Annotated in this window: 9 protein-coding genes; 1 reads left to right on the forward strand and 8 read right to left on the reverse strand. The window is 37.0% G+C overall.

The window, feature by feature from the left end; translation table 11 throughout:
- Positions 1-252 precede the first annotated feature (252 nt).
- Positions 253-1,641 carry a T9SS type A sorting domain-containing protein gene (locus H6607_10340; protein ID MCB9262761.1) on the forward strand — a complete coding sequence of 463 codons (1,389 nt, stop codon included), beginning with the start codon at positions 253-255 and terminating at the stop codon, positions 1,639-1,641.
- 81 nt (positions 1,642-1,722) lie between these two features.
- Here the strand turns inward: H6607_10340 and H6607_10345 are convergent, their stop codons facing one another.
- The 8 genes from H6607_10345 to H6607_10380 all read right to left on the reverse strand — a co-directional run bounded on the left by H6607_10345 (position 1,723) and on the right by H6607_10380 (position 16,438).
- Positions 1,723-2,928, reverse strand: a complete 1,206-nt coding sequence (locus tag H6607_10345; protein ID MCB9262762.1) for a DUF2029 domain-containing protein — start codon at positions 2,926-2,928, stop codon at positions 1,723-1,725.
- A 34-nt stretch (positions 2,929-2,962) separates the two neighbouring features.
- The gene (locus H6607_10350; protein ID MCB9262763.1) at positions 2,963-4,126 is read right to left on the reverse strand and encodes a glycosyltransferase; all 1,164 of its coding nucleotides are present in this window, start codon (positions 4,124-4,126) and stop codon (positions 2,963-2,965) included.
- A complete protein-coding gene (locus H6607_10355) occupies positions 4,119-5,153 on the reverse strand; it encodes a glycosyltransferase (protein MCB9262764.1) in 1,035 nt (344 codons plus the stop codon). Before H6607_10355 ends, H6607_10350 begins: the two co-directional genes overlap by 8 nt.
- A gap of 47 nt (positions 5,154-5,200) precedes the next feature.
- The gene (locus H6607_10360; protein MCB9262765.1) at positions 5,201-7,093 is read right to left on the reverse strand and encodes a RecQ family ATP-dependent DNA helicase; all 1,893 of its coding nucleotides are present in this window, start codon (positions 7,091-7,093) and stop codon (positions 5,201-5,203) included.
- Positions 7,094-7,142: 49 nt separating this feature from the next.
- The gene (locus tag H6607_10365; protein ID MCB9262766.1) at positions 7,143-7,955 is read right to left on the reverse strand and encodes a hypothetical protein; all 813 of its coding nucleotides are present in this window, start codon (positions 7,953-7,955) and stop codon (positions 7,143-7,145) included.
- Positions 7,952-9,649: a T9SS type A sorting domain-containing protein gene (locus H6607_10370; GenBank protein MCB9262767.1), complete on the reverse strand. Its 1,698-nt coding sequence runs from the start codon at positions 9,647-9,649 to the stop codon at positions 7,952-7,954. The genes H6607_10365 and H6607_10370 overlap by 4 nt, the downstream gene beginning before the upstream one ends.
- Positions 9,618-12,062 (reverse strand): hypothetical protein, encoded by a 2,445-nt coding sequence (locus tag H6607_10375; GenBank protein MCB9262768.1) that lies wholly within the window; start codon positions 12,060-12,062, stop codon positions 9,618-9,620. Before H6607_10375 ends, H6607_10370 begins: the two co-directional genes overlap by 32 nt.
- 110 nt (positions 12,063-12,172) lie before the next feature.
- Positions 12,173-16,438, reverse strand: a complete 4,266-nt coding sequence (locus H6607_10380) for a gliding motility-associated C-terminal domain-containing protein (protein MCB9262769.1) — start codon at positions 16,436-16,438, stop codon at positions 12,173-12,175.
- Between the last annotated feature and the right edge of the window lie 115 nt (positions 16,439-16,553).

The raw sequence follows: 16,553 nt of genomic DNA on the forward strand, positions 1-16,553 counted from the left end.
TACTATGGGCTGCTCGGTTAAACGGGCAGCTTTTTTTTTTGTTATTTGATACAAATTCGTGTCAATGTTTTCCAAAAAATACTAAAAAGTGTCTAAAATTTGGAATTAGAGATTGATAAAAGTTGATATAATTTGTCGTCGTTTTGGGTTTCGATAATTCATATAACTACTTGATACTTCGATAACTAAACTACAATAATTTCTTACCTTATTGGAATACGTTTTGCCCATTGAAATATACAATAGTAGTGTATGAAAGAATTTTATCTTAATTTTATTCGAGCTAATTCTTATTATGTTCGAAAAGTAGTGGTATTCCATTTACTGGTTTTCTTATCCTTCCAATCTTATGCTCAGTATCGTTGTTTTGGATACGACGATGACAGAAATACAATGAAGGAAGTTGATAAACTAACGGGAAGAGACAGCCTGCTATATACATTTTCTGGCATATCAAGCATAGAATGTATTGCATTTGCCACCGATACAAATATTATTTATGTGGGAAATGACAGCGAGTTCGGTTATTATGACATATCTGAAAATTCCTATTACAAACTTTCAGGAAATTTATCAGGAAAAGGATATATAGGCACAAGTTTAAAAACGGAAAGTCTTTATCCAGAAGGCATGTATTATGATAACACTGAAAAAGTAATGTATGCTATCTCTCGAACCGGCTCACTTGAACCAGAATTGCTTTTTAAAATTAATCCAATGGATGGTAGCGTTATTAGAAATGCTTTTGGAACGAATAAAGATTTCATTGAAATAACAAAATTCAGTTTCAATCGGGTGGACGACATTGCAATACATCCCACAAGTGGCAAAATGTATGGAGTTTTAGAACGGTTAAATCAATTAATAGCAATCGATAAGAATACTGGAAATTGCACTGTTATTGGTACAATTTCAATTTCTGACGTAGAGTCTTTGTGTTTTGATAATTCAGGGCAACTATTCGCACTAACCGGAAAAAGTTCTTCAAACAAAAATGCCTGGATAAAAATTAACACTTCATCTGCTTCGGCTACCTTGGTTGGATATACCTCTATGGTTGACGCTGATGGTTGCGATTGTCAACCTGAAATAAATTCGCTTCCAGTTGAGTTTGTATTTATAAATGGAAAACGATTGTCGGACAATGTTGTAATGTTAAATTGGGCCACAGCAGGCGAAATTGAAAACAATTATTTTGAAATTCAACGTTCGGAAAATGGTCAAAATTTTGTGGACATAGGTTCAGTTTCGGGCAATGGAAATTCGAGCAGAATAATTGAATATAGCTTTCTGGATAATACTGCCTTTCAATCCAATCTTTACTATCGCATTAAGCAGATAGATTACAATGGAAACTATGAATACACTGATGTAATTGCGGTTTCAAATACTAATAATAAAGGAATTGTTTTATCCCCAAATCCTGCAAATAACCTATTGAATGTAACCTGGGACAAAACAGTAAAACCTATAAAAATTGAAATTATATCCGTTTTAGGACAGGTTGTTTGGACATCAGAGGGTGAAAGCATTATGGAACAAACTTCGGTGGATGTAACCAATTTCGATCAGGGAATCTACATGGTATGTGTTACCGAAAATAAACGAGAACATTTTAAAAGATTTGTAAAATTTGAATAATACACATGTTCGCATTTGCTAACTTGAGAAAATTAGCAAAAAAAAGGGAGCCGTTTGCATTTGCCAACGGCCTTTTTTTTGTCAATTTTGTGAGCTTTTAAATTGTAGAAAAATACCCAGCAGCAACAGAGTTCCAATCGTTACAGCCCCAAATATTTCGGCAATGTCACTGGCTGTTTTGCCTATCAAACCTTCTGTAGAAAGAATCAGCAACGACAAGGCGACATAATAAATATACTTGACGCTTTTGGCAGTCTCATCACTAAATAGTTGTTTGTGCAAAACAAGGATTAACGGAAACAGAAATACAAAGTAATATTTCCATGCCAAAGGAGATAAAATGGGTGTGGCCGCCAAAACGAAGGCAAAATCAGAAAATATTGGTGCTGATTTTTTAGGTAAAAACAACTTTGCCAAAGGATAAATAGATGCCACGGCAATTAGAAGCATGGTTACTTTTTTTGACCTTTCTAAACCAAGGTCAAAAATATTGTAGTAGATGTTCAAACCTCTTGATTCGTGGGTAAAAAAAGCCTGCAACCACGGCCAAGCCGATTGGTTTTTAAAATTAAAAATTGTTTGACCCATGGCCTTGTGGGTTAGCCAATCAGAATGATATTGTATGGTTGTATTGAAACCAAATACAAGAAAGCATAAACCCACAGACACACCGATGGTTATTAGACCAATTACAACCGATTTAAACTGCCGTTGCCACACAAAAAACAGCAATAGAAATATGGGGTAAACTTTAATGGAAACAGCCAAACCAATCAATATTCCGCTTAATATGGGTCGTTTGTTTAACAAAAAATAAATGGAGTAAAGACAAATAAGTAGCAAAAAACTATTGATTTGAATGTTTTGCATCTCTTCTATCAAAAATCGGAAAGTCAAAATAAAAGGAAGAAAAACCCTCCAATCAGTTAGTTCTATGTCGTTGCTTCCGTTTCTTTTAAAAACCAGATTCAATTTATAAAGCATCTTGACAGAAACCTTGAGAATAAAAAACCACACCACAACGATGGAAACCAACCATAAAACCCTGACAAACAGAAAATTGAAGTTATGCAAAACCGCAATTGGTATGCTGACAATTGAAAAAAATGGTGGCCATGTGTTTAGATAATCAGCATAGATGGGGGTTTGGTTTAACACGGCGTTTCCTGCATTTACATAACCCATAAAATCACCCTGGCGTTGGCTATCTCTAATAATTTCAAAAAGCAACACCAAAAGTACCAGGGCAAACAATACCCTTTTTATAACCGTTCCGTATTTCTTCATCCAAACCACCACCTCAAAGATATGTACCGAAAGGCTATTTCTGGTTCATCTCATCAACCATATTTTCATTGGGTGCAAAAACCCGATGAATGAGTTTGTCGATATTGGCTAAATTATTAAACCGAATATTCAAGACCTTGCTTCGTTGTTCTATTTCTGTTTCAGAAATTTCAATATTCCAGTAATAATCAATGTTTTTCCTAAACTCATTAGGTTTATTGGCCTCAATGCACAACTCTTCCAGTTCTGTATTTTCAATCATTTTACTGTTGGCAATGCAATGCCTTCCCATAAAAAGCGAGTTGAGCAGTTTTAATTTTATTCCGGTGGCCTGATTGGTAAACAACACATTTATTTGTGCATCGGCTATCAAATGATTTATTTCTTCAGAGGTAATTTTACTCTTTAAAGTAACGTTGGAAGTACTTTTTACAAGTTCCTCCAATTCTTTAGAAGGATCGTTTCCTGCAATTATTACCGGATATTTTCCATCGTTCAACACATTTTTTAGCAAAAAAAGTGCAGCTTCATTGTTTTCGCCCACCGACAAATTGCCGTGATAAAGGATAAAATTGCCCCTGCCCTGCTTTATGCTCACGGATTGATTGACATGAAAAGGAGGTAACTGAAAGGTATTGCCATATTTTTTGTCAAAATAGTTTGCATCGTTTGGCGAAATAGCCGCTATGGCATCAGCATATTTTAGAATTTTCTCGTATTTACGAAGTCGGTCAGACTCAACTTTAAAAAAGTATTTCTTAAAAAGATTGGTTTCTACATTTTCCAAATGTTTGTAATAGTCGTGTTCTACATTGTGCGTTCTAACTATTTTGTATCGGTTTTTCAAACGTTCGTCATCCAAATAATAGGTAGAGTGCAACCCTTCAAACAAAATAGGATATTGGTCTTTCAGCAAATTCTCTATCAATGCTTTTGTATTGCGGGAGGCTACTATATAGGGCTTTGAATTGTAAATTGGGTTTCTAAAAATCTTTCGCTGATAATAATGCACTTTATAACAAATAGATTTTAGCATGGCACTTTCCGGGCGGCCGTATTGATAGCAGTGCAAATGCACTTTTATCCCATTTTCGTGCAATGCCGAAAGTTTATAAAAAATATCAATAACACCGCCGTAGTTTGCCGGATAGGGCACATCAAATGCAATTACATGAATATGTTTTTGTCTCTTATTCATATATAGCTAAAAGTTTTTGTTCTTCCCTTTGCCAATTCCAAGCCAACGCTGCAGGTGTGCAATTTTCTTTTAATTGGTTGTATTTGGAGGTGTTTTGCAGTAGCTCGTTTATGGCTAAAATAACATTTTCTAAAGTTGGTTCAATCAACATCATGGTTTCAAACTCTGCATTAAGCAACTGATACTCAGGAAAATTACTGCTAATTGAGGGCAATCCGGCCTGAACGTAGTCAAAGCATTTATTGCTCAAAGAGTAATAATAACTAAGCCCCCTATTTTCTAAAACATTTAAACCCATATACGCCAATTGTGTCAAATGCCGCAATTCATCAGGTGCCACCCTTCCTTTAAAAGTCACCTTTTGCTCTACACCTTCTCCGGCAGCCAGAATTCGGAGTTCGTTGCTCAAATCTCCTTCTCCCACTATCCAAAGATGGGCATCAATGTGTTTCATTGCCTTGATGTAATACTCAATGCAACGCCCTTCGTTTAAGGCACCCTGATAAATAATAAACCTTTCAGAAAAATCCGATCGAGGTTTTACGACATCCAAAGAACGCAAAAAAGGAACATTTCTTACCACCTCTACCTCCTTTTTATATTTTTTGTGATACAAATTTGATATTGAGGCACTAACCGTATAAAATTTTTGGGCATTTCTGAAAACCAAAACCTCCACTTGTTGCCAAATCCATTTCACAAACTTCCTGTCTGTTACCTCCGGCACTTCCGTAAAATGCTCGTGTGCATCAAAAACCCAGACAAACTTGGTCAAAAATCGATATAAATAGGCAGCTATTACCGTATCCAAGTCCACCGAATTTATGACATCCGGTTTAGTTTTGATGAAATATTGTAGCAATCGGTAGTTATACTCCAAATAAAACAAAGGTCCTTTTAGAAACCGACAATTAAGGCGGTTTTGCTTAAAATTTTGAGGTGCAATAGATGTACTTTGGGGCAGGGTTCGGCCGACCAATTCTACCGAATTTCCGGCTTTTTGCAACGATGAACATATTCGAATCATACGTTGATCGAAATTCAAATCGTTTGTAACGGTGCAACAAATTTTGCTCAATTCCTCTTTTTCAAATATCCCGAAGCATCTATTTTGAGTTTTTCATCGTCCATCAGCCATCGAATAACATTTTTTATATCCGAAAATTCAAAAGTATGGTTTTTATGCAATAAATCATCCAACACAAGATTCTCTCTATCAATAGTTTGAAAAACAAAATTTTCGATTTCCGTAAATTTTTTGGCTGAAAATGCGTACCGCTGTTTTAGTCTGCAAACATCGCAGTGGCCACAATCATCGTGTAGTTGCTCACCAAAATAATCACAAATTATCTTTGCTCTGCAGGTTTCGGCTTCCACATATTGTATCATAGCCAAAAGCCTATCTGTAGTTCGGGTTTTATTTTTTTCCAACATATTGTCGGCATCCATAATTTCATTGACTCTATGCCGTAAAAAGAGAATATACGGCTTGTCTGATTGCTCCACATAATCTATTATTTTTAAGGAACTTAGGCGTTTTAAATTTGCTACAAATTGTTGCTCTGTTATCTTTAGTTTAGATGCCAATAGCTTTTCTTTTATCGAAACATAATGCTCAAAAATGCCGCTGTATGAACGAAGTAAAATTTTTATAGTCGGATCCAACTTCGGATTTTTTAATTGAAAATCATACAGTGATGTGGCATCCATTTCAACCTTAACTTTTGAAGGGGTATAAACCCCCTCCGATAGACTTAAATAACCCAGTTGCTCCAACAATTTTATAGCAGCAAAACTTTCTATCGGATTGTTTTCAAATTTTTTAACAAAATCGGCCAAATCGAAATCGAAGCGGGTGTGCAAACCTGAATGAAAGGCTAATTGGAAATAATTACAAAGGTTTTCGTATATCTTGTTTATTCGTGGCAACTCAGGAAAACGGCTGTGCAGTTGCGTTTTTACGTCTATTAAATCTGCATTGTTATAAAAAAGAATGCACCACGCTTTTTGTTCGTCACGTCCTGCTCTTCCGGCTTCTTGATAATATGCTTCTAAACTTTCTGGCAAATCATAGTGTGCAACAAACCGCACATCCGCTTTGTCTATTCCCATGCCAAAAGCGTTGGTGGATATAATAATTTTGGTTGCACCGCTTGCCCAGCTGTCTTGCTTTTGATTGCGTTGTTCTGAGGTAAGTCCTGCATGATAAAAATCGCAAGAAACATTTTGACTTTTTAGATAATTACTCAGCTCTACCGTTTTTCGTCGATTGCGGACATAAACCACGCCCGAACCTTTTTGACTTTGACACAAACGCAAAAGCCTTCGACGTTTATCTTCTTCAAAAACCACATGGTAGTGCAAATTTTCGCGATGAAAACTCTTGGTAAAAACCTGTACATTTTCAATTTGTAATTGCTCAATAATATCAGCCTTTACTTTTGGCGTTGCGGAGGCTGTTAAGGCCATCATTTTGAGGTTTGGTAGATGTTCTTTCAGCGAAGCAATATTTCGATACTCCGGCCTAAAATCAAAACCCCATTGTGAAATGCAGTGAGCCTCATCTACTGCCAAAAAGCTAATTTTGGTCTGTTTAAATGTTTCTATAAACGCCTGTGAATGAATTCTTTCGGGTGAAACATATACCAACTTATACTTTCCGTTTCTTATGTTTTCAAGCTCTATGTTTATTTCGTTTCGGCTTTGTCCGCTGTGCAGAAATGTGCTGCTAATGCCTCTTCTTTTAAGTTGTTCCACCTGATCCCGCATCAATGCAATCAATGGCGAAACAACAAGACACACCCCCTCTAAAAGTAGAGCCGGAATTTGATAGCAAATGGATTTTCCACCCCCGGTTGGCAATAAGGCTAAGGTGTTATTTCCTTTTAAAATCGAATCTATAATTTCGGCTTGCGGTGGCCTAAATTCTGAATATCCCCAGTAATGCTGTAAGGTTTTGAGCGGCAATCTTTTTTAGGGCGAAGGTATCATTTTAATAACGTTTGGTAAAATTTCCTCAATTTATGATAAAAATCCTTGTATCAACCCACTCCTTACTCGGAACATGAACGAAATATGTACCCTTTGGTAAATCATTTACGAATAAATCGTACTCCTTCCCAAAAAAATCAAAACTTTTAACCTCTTGACCAGATGAATTTTTTATTACAACAGGTAGGTTGTGCTGAAAATATTTAGACGTTATTTTTACAAAATCATTTGGTAAAGTCGGAAAAACTTGAAATTCTTCAAAATCGAAACGGGTAGTCTCACTTTCGTAAAGCAAGATGCCTGATCCCGTTGTCAAAGTGTATTTTATCCAGATTTGCTCAACATTTTTTTGAGTGTTGCAAGTTGAGATTCTACTTTCATTACCAAAAATGCTATCTACCTTAGTTCGAAAATAATTTATCCCATCTATACTTTCTGAAAAGCTAATAACAAGATTCTCCTTTCGATGATTAATGACATTTAGCCCTATTTTACCATACGAATCATATTTTTGACTTGGGAATTTATATGCCGAAAAAGAATTAGGTTGTTTAAATATAGCTTTGTTTGTGGTATTCAGAACGAAGGCTGGGATAACTTCGTTTTGGTTAATTTTTATTTGTTTACTCCCTCTATGATCTACAATTTCTGAAAAAATGAACTCGCCACCAGTGGGTTTGGAAAAGGCTCTAACAGTTGAATTAGGTTCGAAGTCCCTTAATGCTAAATACCCAATGTCATCAATTGTATAATGGCAAAGGGATGGTTTAGTATTTGTTTGACTGAATAACCTAAGGGAACAATGTAAAAAGGCTAAAAAAAGTATTGGTGTTTTCATAATTTAATGATTGAAAAATGTGATATTCTATTCGCTATGTCTTTAATTTCAACTTGATAAACTCCATTGAGTAGTAAACTTGTATCGATTCGGTTCTTACCAAATTTTAGCTTTGTCTCTAATATTTTATGTCCAACAATGTTGTAAAATGCTACTTCCCCAAATGGTTGAGCAAAATCAACTATTAACTCATTATTGCACGGATTCGGGTAAATGTTTGCATTTTTTTCTATAATTTCTGAACTAATTGACGCTTCAATGCTATCCGTGTTACCAACTGCAATAAACACATTGTAGTCTGATGACATCATTAATTGTGTTGCATTGTTGAAAGCCAAATTGCCTTTGCGGGCGGAACCAAGAATAAAAATATCCCCGTTTTGGAAGGATGACACCTGTGAAATGTTAGCCGATGCCGTTCCCGAAGTTGTTCCAAAATATTGTGGCTTGCCTAAAGAATCAATTTTAAGCAAATAGCCTTGATAAATTCTTTGCCCCAGATACCCAACAGTATCACCTTCATATATACATATATCATAGTAATTGCCGGATACAAAGATTTCGTTGCTGTTCTTGGAAAATACATAATCGACTCCCGGATTGTGTCCTACTATTTGCTTTACCCAATGCGTTTTTCCCGACGAGCCAATTTTTGCCACAAATGTCTTAAAATCGCCAGGGTCAAAAGGCTCGCTTAATATTACCCCACCCACATCTACCACTCGGCAGTAGTAACCACCCACTACATATACGTTGCCAAAGGAATCAAGCGAAGGCCCTGGCATATATAAACTACCAAATTCCTTTTCATAAAAGCCCCAATGCCAAATTACCTTTCCTGTACTTCCATCAATTTTAAACACCACGTTTTGTTCACCTATATGGGGATTATCGTATTGTTGATTGTCGTAATAAATTCTACCAGTTGCATCGATGGCCAAAAAGATGTTATTTTCCATATCCAAATCCACCGAAGTCGTATGTTCATAACCTTTACCAGAAAAAACTGAAGCCCAACGTACTTTTCCATCTAGTGTAATACTTGCTAAAAATGCATCTTTTTCTAATTTGCCGAAAAGAACTGTATCCGCCACCTTCAAAGTATCGGTTTCTGATATGACCGTGAATTGTGAAGTGCAAATTATATTGTTTTTTGAATCTACTGCTAATCCACCAAAGGCGGCTACTTTAGCGTCATCGTTTTTTGTTCCAAACGACAAGGCCCAATAGGACTTGAATAGCGTATCAAACTTAGCTACAAAATAATCGGATCCACCATACGATAAAAGGTTAAGTGTATCAATAATCAACTGATGTGTAAAATACCCTGATAGCAGTATATTGCCATCAAGGTCTAAAGCAATTTTTCCTATTATCTCCACTCCAGTATCTCCAAATGAAACCAACGATTTTAAATTTAAGTCTTTATCGAACTTAGCAACAAATAAATCAGTTTGACCTTTGCTCTCTATGAGCTGATTTTGGATGGTCAATCTGCCACAATATTCACCAGCTACATAAATATTTTCATCAGCATCCAATACAGAAACAGTAACCCCTGAACATTCTGTTTCAAAAAAGAAAGCCTTTTCCCATACTTGAGAATTTGCCTGAGAATTGAGACAAAAGAATAGCAAAAAAAAAGCAATATTTCGAAACAGATTATTCAACAACCACATTTTTGGTAATTTCATCTAAGAACAATACAAAGTCCATTAGCTGTGCTTCGTCATCATCAAAAATAAGATTGCAATTTGAACGAAGCAATTTACACATATCCTGCTTTCTTCTTTCCAGCTCGTTAAACCCATTTTTACGGTCATCAAAGCCAAAAAGATTCTGTAATATATTGGCCTGATAAGCATTGGAAGGATCGTTTACTTTGTATAGTCCGCCAAGAGTATTATCCAACTGGTCATCCTCGGTCGATACCAAGTTATTATTATTCTTTGTCTTGTCCAAATCATCCTGAAACGATCCTGAATTGTAGGTTCTTCCGGTAATAAAGGCAGAAACATTTACAAAGTTTCTACTGCCGGATGGAACGGGATAATTATCGGATATAGTTGTTCCGTCTCCTTCAAGGGTTTTTCCGGTATTGGGTAATGCAGATACCTGACTTCTACCTACGGCATCAATTTTACCGGTTTTGTAATCGGGTACCGAACCCCAATAGTTGGCCGATTGGCCATAGCCCAAAGGAGCTACTTGGGTAAATGCAGTTTTGGTTTCGCCACAATGACATCCTTGGCAGGTGTTTAGCGACAGTTTGTGCCGTAAATCTCTTGCCATTTGGTTGTTTCCATTTGCCTCATTAGAATAATTAAAGTTCGGTATGTTCGATGTTGCATCACCGTAATCCAAATCCAAATAATGATTGTATTCAAGAAATGTTTCGCCTCCTATATCTAAAAGTCTCTCTCCGGCATAAGTTCTGGGCATTCGATGTCTTTCTCTCAATATTTGAAATTTGTTTTTGGGGTCAAATGCCCAACTTGTCAAGTTTTTGGAAATGTAAAAGTTGTACCCCCCTGTAGCAATCATTGCTGTTACGTCTTGTGTCACACCATTCGTAAGAGAAACTCTATCTATTATTCTCGGAGAGTTATAGAATTCCAGTGTTGGGGTGTTGTTAAGAGATACTTCCTCTAACAGATGTGTTAAATTATTTATCTCAAATTGTCTGAATTGCCAATTGGATTGCCCCCAAGTTACCGAAAAGGACCCACTGGATATGTTCTTATCCAGTGTTTTAAAGAGAATTTTTTCGTTGGAGCGAATTCTCCCTATTGCACTTCCGTTTGGCTTAGAGGGTGTGGCATTGGCATTAATTACTGTCTCGGTAATGTCTTCGAGAGCTGCATTATATGTCTCTGTTCCCATGGCTAATTCACTCAAATCAAGCCAATCTTGTGCATACTGTTGCAATGCACATTTACTAGTCTGAACGTTTCGATACTCAAAAATCACATTCATACCTTGCCAATCTAAAAAATCTGACGACCCACCATGCAGCATATTTGATGTCGGTTCTCCAATATTTCCTCTCCCCCTTGAATCAGGATCCTCAGATGCATCAACTTGATATATATTAACAAGTGAGTAGATGAATCGTGTTTCACCTGCTTTGCCTAAGGCTGATGAATAACCCATATTCCCGCGAAGATCCAGTCGATTGACGATTGCCGTTAATTTAAAAGGTGCATATTTTAATAAATCTGATTCCTGTTGAGCATCCCATCGAGATTCCCAATTGCCTAAGTTAATTGTATTGTCTACTTCTGTCTGTCCGTCGGCTTTGCTAATCCATGGAGCAATGAGAAATTTGAGTACAAATTCGCGTTTCCAGTGCAAAAAATACGATGAGGGATCATATACATCTTGAGTATATGGCTTTAGCCAGCTTTTAACAAAATTTTTGGCAGTAACGGATGTTGAACTTTGATTGGCCATATTCTTCATTAGGTTTCCAAAGGTATATAACCCAACAGGATTTCCGGTTTCTGATATACAATTAAAGGTTCTTGCCGGGTCTTCAACAACTGATAAATCGGTTATAAATAGTGATTGATGCTTTATTAACTCATTATCACAATCCTTTGCAAGAATAAGGCGTTGATCAACCTCTACCTCCATGCCGTTAAGAAAATCTATTTCATTAAAAGGTAAAACGTTTATCTCTTGAAATCCGTCATGTCCATCAAAATACATTACATAGCCATCGGATATAATTTGATTTTCATAACCATTTAGTTTGGCAACCAAATCGTTTAAATTGACTCTTGCATAGCAAGCGTACTCCATATCACCAGACAAATAGTCGCCTAATTGGCCATCGTCGTGGAGCAAAAATTTGGTTCCAGAAGAAAATACTTCAAGAGTTTCTGGCAATGGTTCGTAGTAATCATACATAACCCTAATAATAAGATTTGTACTATCTGGATTAATAATAGGTAACTTTTGAATAGTAACTCGTTTAACCAATGGCGGGTCATCAGAATATTGGTTTAATGTCTGTGAACTACTACTTTCATTTACAAATGATGATATTAACAAAGCAATGCTTAATACACCAAAGCCAGCTAGAATGATTTTTTTTGATTTCATATTAGTTTACTTGTCGAACAAATTTAGTTCTTAAAAATGGTATCGCAAAAATATTATGCCACTCAATGTGTCACAAAAACGTAATAATATATATAAATATATATATCCGCTTACCTCACCACATGAATTAAACCATTTACACTAATAAACTTGCCGTTTTCTGTGGTGATAAATCGCATGGTGTACATGTAAACACCCGGAGGAACAGGTTTGTCGTTGTAGCTTCCATTCCAAGCAGTGTTAGCATCTTCGGTGGCAAAAAGCTCTTCTCCCCAGCGGTTGTAAATAGATAAGCTATACTTTTCGAAATTTACCAGTGTGGGTTTAAACTCATCATTCAATCCATCATTGTTTGGACTAAAAGAAGTTGGTATGTGATAAAAACTCACACATTTATCACTAATAAAATAATCATCGCCAGCCTCGCAGCCATCCGCATTGGTGACTATAACCGAATAGGTAATCTGGTCTTTGGCAACAATTTTTTGAGTAGTTTCGCCATAAGGCATCCACAAATATTCCAATCCAGGGTTTCCGGCATCTAAAGTCAATGCAAAATTTCCACACAATATAGTGTCGGATCCCAAGTTAACGACGGGAACCACAGAAACTCTAAAATTGATGGTATCAGAAGCAGTTCCGCAATAGTTCGAAATTTGCACCCAATGATTTCCTTCTGCACTAATTTGTTCAGCTTTTGCAGTACCCCCACTCGACCAAAGATATTTCTCTTCGTTGTTAGGCAATCCAACCGAATAAGTAATCGGTTTGAGTTTGGACGAGCCACAAAACACCATGTCGTCGCCCAAATCTACTGCCGGAGTTTGCAGAAGTTTATAGATAACTTCGTCAGAAGCTGTTCCGCATCTGTTTGACAAAACAACACGGTATGTTCCTGCCTTTGTGGCCGTAAAGGTTGGTGTTGTAGTTCCATCCTGCCACTCATATTTCATTTCGTCATCGGCATCCTTCACATTCAAATCCACCTTCATTTTGTCACAAAAGGTTTCATCTGTCGGAAGCTTTACAGTTGGTGTTTTTTTCAAAATAATATTCCATGAGGATGAGTCAATCCCACATTTATTTTGAATGTAACCAACATACAATCCTTCTTTGTTTACATTCAAAATGGAACTGTTAGAAACACCCCCAAGCCAAGAATATTTTTCTTGATTATTGGCTTTTGTATTGGGCAAATTAAGAGTTTGAGCCACTTTATCGCAGGCATAAATGGTGTCTAATTTTCCCTGATTTGGGGTAAATATTGTGCTGAGTTTGATTGAATCTTTTGCAACACCACAACTATTTTCAACCATTACCAAATAAAAATCCGGTGCAGAGGGAATAAACGAATCCGAATCGCTGTAAAGCAAGGTTTCGCCAATATCAGTCCATCGTGTTGTTTCCAAATTCTGCTTATTTCCGGCCTTTAGCACAAAGTTTTTAATAGAATCACAAAACACCGAATCGTTTGGCAAGGAGACCGTTGGAGTAGTGTATAGTTTAACCGTGGTAAAACTGCTGTCTATTCCACAATAATTGGATAAAACTACTTTGTAGAAACCCGTATCAGTTACCGAAATAGTTTGGGTAGAATCGCCGGTGTTCCATCTGTAAACCATTTCAACGTTTTCATTTTCGGCATCTAAAATGAGGTTAATACTATCGCAAGCGTGTGTTTCGGTGGGAAACGACAAATTAGCCGATTTAAGAAACTTTAGGTTTAATGTATCCGTTTTTGTACCACAATGGGGTGTCATCACGTCCACATAATACTTTCCGGGTGTATTCACCCAAATGGTTTGGGTTTTTGCACCATTTTGCCACTTATACGTACGGTAAATCGTATCGTTTTTAGCATTGAGAAGTAGGGTTGGAAAAACATCACAGTAGGTTGTATCATTATCAAAAATGGGCACTTTCGGACTATGCTCAAGAGCTATGTGAATGGTGTCGTGTACGGTATCGCAGCCATAAGTAGCTCTTACCCAAAATGTCCCGCTATCTTCTACTATGTTATATCGTTTTGTGGTACCATCACTCCACAAAAAGTCGGCACCTTGATTTTGAGCATCAAAGATTTCAAAAACCTTGTCGCACTCCACAATAGAATCTTGAAGTCCCAAAGCAATAGGTTCGGTGTAAAGTGTGTCGCGAAATTTGGTAACAAAACCATTCCAATAGTTTCCTGAAGTTGGCAAAGAATCTCTGTATGAACCCGCAGTGGTTGGATATCCTCCTTGATATGAAACTCCGCCAAACAAAATAAAACTTACACATCCCACTTTTTTGGCTCTAATGCCCCCGGGAAATTCTCCCCCATTCCCACCAAAAAAAGTTCCGTATTTGAGTTCTGTTGCATCATACGATAACTTTGAAATGGTTAATTTTCCTGTATATGAAAATGTCGAAATATTTGAGGTTTGCAGAGCATCGGAGGTTAACGGAAAATTGGTCGATTTGGAAGTTGCTGCTATAATCGCTTCTTCTTTCACGTTGGCTGTAATGCTTGCCGATTCGAACCAATAGCTGTATGGGCTATGACCATCATCGCCTGAGCCACCTAAATACGTGCTGTACCTAAAGTTGGTTCCGGCACTAATAAGTTTTACCACCACAATATCATATCCTCCGGCATTCTTTTTTTGATAGGCATTTTTAGATACCGGAAAATTGCTTGAATTGGAGTTACCAACGAGGTAAGGTTCTCCTCCCGCATTTGCAAAAATTCCTTCAAAAGACTCATCTCCTGTTCCACCCATTAATTTTGAATATTCCACACTATTACCACTGGGCTTGAATTTTATAAAAAATCCATCTCGCTCCCCCTTTATATAGGTATTGAAAACCGGGGCACCGGGAGTGGTTTTGAAATTTCCAGAACTTGAAGACCCAACCACATATATTTCTCCTCCATCGGCCACAAAAACATCTTTGGCCACATCATTTCCATCTCCGCCTATATATGTTGAAAAAACAAGTGACGAACCATCAGCACTCAAACAAGTCAAAAAACCATCCCCTCTTTCATAATAGTAATATCCAGTAGTGGTGGCATCTCCTCCATAAGTTGATTGATAGCACCCCGCAGTAACCGGGAAATCCTGAGAGGTGGTGTTACCCACCAGATAGACCTTTCCGTTCGGTGTTACCTGCATTCCTCGTATCCAATCCCAAGTTGAACTACTTGTTCTTCCTGATAAATAGGTCGAATAAATCAACGAATCACCTTTGTCTGATAATTTTGTAACAAAGCCTTGCCAACAACCGGAGCAGGTTCTTCCACCCTCGTCATACGCACCGGATGTTGTCGGAAAACCAGCTCCCCAAGCAATTCCGGATATTACAGCCTCGTGGGTGGAACTCACAGATAGATTCATGCTATATCCTTGACCGATAAAAGTAAAATACTCTAAACTATCGCCATCGGCAGTTATTTTTGCTATAAAGGCTCTATACGAGTTGCCGGAAGTTGTAGTGTCCCAGCCGCCCAATCGGCTTTCGAATTTTTGATTCCATGACATTCCCGTCACGTACACAAAATTTTCATCATCTATGTCAACATCTAAAATATAGTTGTATCCCCAAAATGACCCAATGGTTTCACCATAAAAATACGTACTCCAATCAACATATATTGGGTCGATAATTAATTCATATTCAGGATTGTAATTGCCAATTATTTCAAACCCACAGGTATTATTGTTTACAGCATACCGAACATTTACCTCTATTTTTTGGCCATCAATAATTTGGTATGAGTAGGGTTTATCTTCTTTAAAAAATCCCCAATCGGTATCTAAAATCAATTCGCCTGATTCAGATATTTTAAGATTTCGTATGCCATCATACCGCATTTTTATCTCCTCAAGGCAGGCTCCCGGTTTTATGATAAAATCATATTTTAGTTCCCCATTCTTCGAACTATAGAATTTTAAATCGGTGTTTTTGTATATGTTGGAGTAAAGCAATTGGCCGTATTCAGAAAGTTTGACAGAACCATTGTTTTTTGAGCCTATAAAATTTTTGTTGTTTTGTTGCAAGTCAGAAGGAGTGATTTCGCTGGTATTCGAACCATCAAAAATCAAAGCCCAATTCAAAAAAGATCCTTTTAACTCAAATGGATTTTCAGAGCTATAAGTGGTGTTCAATTCTTTACGAAGTGAAAACAAAACTTTATCCTGATAAAAAGATGCTGATGCACCGTTTCCATTGGTTTGAAACAAAACTCCATCATCCCATTGACCGGAATTGCCCATAAACAACTGGTTTTGCCCAACCAACAGTGAGTTCAACTTTTGGTTATAAAACTGATTTTCCTTCGCACTATCAGCGTTAGTGGCCAGCACCAAACCAAAGCATAAAAAGGAAATCATGGATAGGGAAAAACGTTTGTACGAGCTACAATACATGGCCCAAAGATAACATTTTGTTATTAAAATTGCCAATCAAATTTTCAAAATGAAATTGTTGCCAATTTGATTACTCCTG

The sequence above is a fragment of the Flavobacteriales bacterium genome, from assembly GCA_020635395.1.
Classification (GTDB): Bacteria; Bacteroidota; Bacteroidia; order NS11-12g; family UBA9320; genus UBA987.

Coding starts and splice junctions, on each gene's coding strand:
- H6607_10340 (MCB9262761.1), top strand. CDS start 253: ATGAAAGAATTTTATCTTAATTTTATTCGAGCTAATTCTTATTATGTT.
- H6607_10345 (MCB9262762.1), bottom strand. CDS start 2,928: ATGAAGAAATACGGAACGGTTATAAAAAGGGTATTGTTTGCCCTGGTA.
- H6607_10350 (MCB9262763.1), bottom strand. CDS start 4,126: ATGAATAAGAGACAAAAACATATTCATGTAATTGCATTTGATGTGCCC.
- H6607_10355 (MCB9262764.1), bottom strand. CDS start 5,153: ATGATTCGAATATGTTCATCGTTGCAAAAAGCCGGAAATTCGGTAGAA.
- H6607_10365 (MCB9262766.1), bottom strand. CDS start 7,955: ATGAAAACACCAATACTTTTTTTAGCCTTTTTACATTGTTCCCTTAGG.
- H6607_10370 (MCB9262767.1), bottom strand. CDS start 9,649: ATGAAATTACCAAAAATGTGGTTGTTGAATAATCTGTTTCGAAATATT.
- H6607_10375 (MCB9262768.1), bottom strand. CDS start 12,062: ATGAAATCAAAAAAAATCATTCTAGCTGGCTTTGGTGTATTAAGCATT.
- H6607_10380 (MCB9262769.1), bottom strand. CDS start 16,438: ATGATTTCCTTTTTATGCTTTGGTTTGGTGCTGGCCACTAACGCTGAT.